Raw genomic sequence first — 2,571 nt, 5'->3', positions numbered from 1 at the left:
ACCGAAGAAGCCTGCATTTAACTCCAACCAGTTAGGCGCCCGCGGCGGACGTCGTCGTAATGCACGTGCAATAACAACCGCACCAATCACTCCACAGAAACATGGAACCGGAACAAAAAGTCACCTTCACACCACATCGGGAAATTCGTGCCCCACTTGTTGTTATGCAAGCAAAACCGAATACCGTCCTTCATCGATATCTCGTCCCGATGAAACAATAGAAACGGCGCTTCGGCGGGGCCAACCAACGGACTATCGAGCGGCGTGATCACCACGCGCTCGCCTTGCAAATCTTTGCATTCGATAGACTCAACCGCGTGCAGTTGCCTGCTCCCATTTTGAACAACAGCAGTTGGATCTACCTTGTATCCAAGTTTCTGAAAGCGCCAGCTGCGCGGATCAACCGCAGGGGCAAAACTCAGAAACGAAGCCTCTGGCATACGGTTCGCGGGCTTGTCGAAAAAGCACGCCATAATTTCCAAAGTCTGGCGATCAACAAAGCGAAGGCGCACCTCGCACTCTGATGGCGCACCCAGTTCTCTTGCAGCAACTCCGTCAAAGCGATACTTGCTGATGGCTTGGCCCATTTGGTCGACGCCAACACCAAGCCACTCCGGCTGAAAAGTCGCCGACTGCGACGTTCGCGCATTTTCCAACCCGGGCTTTCCGTGATCTTGTTCGCCCCAATGGGCGCGCATCGTCAGATAGCTGTCCTTGTAGTCAGCATAATCTTGCGCGTCGTAGCTTTCATAACTCAACGCCCCCATTAGCCCGCCTTCCGCTATCAATTCTCGACCGTTGGGAAAACGCACGCCGCACAGACCTCCGCTCGTCATATCGAAGTCCAGTTCACCATCCTCCTGGGACGCCATGCCTTGCCTCACCACGACGATCTCAGCCAGCGAAACAATCGGCGGCGATGCGGCCTTGGTGGCTTCAGCCAAGTCTTCCGGCGGCAATCCCGCCATTGCAGCTTCGATCAAGTGGTCCTGCTCATGCCAAGAATGCTCCGTCAGAGCGACCCGCGGATCTGACTGTCTGGCGGCCTGAAAATCAGATCGGTCCCATGCGCTCTCATCCCGCAGGAAGGTCTTGATATCGACGCCCCAAGTGTGTTCGGCGACCATGCAGAGCCGACGCCCCATTTTCTCCTGCTCATCGGTGAGACCAGCCGCTGCCCATTGGCCATACAACCGGCGCAACCCCATGTATCTCGACACCTTGGCCGGTGCGGTCCCGACCCCGTGGATCCAACTGTCTGCAATTTCGTCCGTGACGACCGGAAACTTGCCCCGCTTAGCCCAAAGCAGATCGCCATAGTCGGTCAGCGTAGACGCAACGATCGTTGCGCCGGGATTGTCCAGTGCCATCAGTCGATGCTCATCGACAACCTGGGCAATGCTCTGAGGCCCCATATTATCCATTGTATGCGCAAAACCGATGCCATCATCCATTGCCTCTGGAAAATAGGTGGACCCGTACTCGTTTTGATACATGACAAGGATTTCGTCACCTTCCCTGGTGCGCCACCGAAAAACTGGGGGCACATCCGGCGGCGTGCTCGCTGAGTTGACGCCAATGTGCAGAAACCGGACGCCCGCACGCGCAAGAAGCGGCACACTACCAATCGTATGGCCCGGAACGTCGGTCATTTTCGCAGCTGTCGTGCTACGTCCGAATTTCTGATCCAGATCGCGGGCGTACCCCAATCCCGCCTCGAAGAGTTCAACTGAAAGAAGTTCGGTATGTGTCGTGTAAGGCAGAGCGTGCCAGGCTATAAGGCCCTTCTCGATCGCGGCCTCAAGTCTTCGACGGTCCTCGGACGAGCCCTGTTCAAGATGTTGGTGGATCAGCCACGCACCAGTCGTCCAGATAAACTTTGGCGCGTCCGGGTTCTCTGCCCAGAGATGCTCAGCAGTCCGAAGCGCCATTGGAATGAAATGGTCATGATACTGGCGAGATACTTTGGACGCGTAATCAGTAAAACCAATATCGAGATGCGTTTTGAAAATCAGGTGAATTCGCTTGCTCGACATGCTCTTCCAATCGCGGAGATCTCAGCGTTCGGCAATTGTTAGTCGGAAGATCAGCCAAGACACAAGCCGCTCTGGTGCAAACTGAATGAATCCATCGCTAGATCGGGTACTGTTCGGATCAAGTCATTTCCCTTCAGCCATTCGCAAAATTTCCGGACGCACAAGTTTTCAATCAGGTGCTGTCAGACCAATGCGTACTAGTCGTTACAAGGACAGTAAGGTTGGCCCATTTATAGGCTCAATTCACGCCACCTGCGAGAGCAGCGGCGCGGAGAAAAAATTGAGGTTGTCGCGTGAGTAAAGATGGCGCTCCTGGTTGAGGTCGTTGTGGACGGAAGCGTGGGGCTTACGATTATCACGGACGAGCAGTTAATGGATGCGGCATTTGTCGTTGTCGGCCAACGTATTCTTTCAGAAGACGTAAATGCGGGTGGCGTGGCAGCTGAACTTATCGCAGACCACGGTGACGTCTCCGTTGGCGTGTGCATGGAAGCGGAACGCTCAATGGGATTTTGCGCAGTGCATGCCGCCATTT

The 2,571-nt window shown here is 54.9% G+C and carries 2 protein-coding genes; one reads left to right on the top strand and one right to left on the bottom strand.

From position 1 onward, the window contains the following. Window positions 1–86: 86 nt before the first annotated feature. Complete coding sequence (locus tag Q1B15_RS14740; RefSeq protein ID WP_299754878.1) at window positions 87–2,036, bottom strand: DUF5054 domain-containing protein; 1,950 nt, start codon at window positions 2,034–2,036, stop codon at window positions 87–89. Window positions 2,037–2,339: 303 nt separating this feature from the next. On the opposite strand from Q1B15_RS14740, the gene Q1B15_RS14735 reads away from it, so the two are divergent. Next, on the top strand, window positions 2,340–2,571 hold a 232-nt coding region (locus Q1B15_RS14735; RefSeq protein WP_366141732.1), incomplete at its 3' end, for a hypothetical protein.

Origin of the sequence: uncultured Boseongicola sp., from assembly GCF_937988555.1 — a bacterium.
Taxonomy (GTDB): domain Bacteria; phylum Pseudomonadota; class Alphaproteobacteria; order Rhodobacterales; family Rhodobacteraceae; genus Boseongicola.
This window is presented reverse-complemented; position numbering and strand designations above follow the sequence as displayed.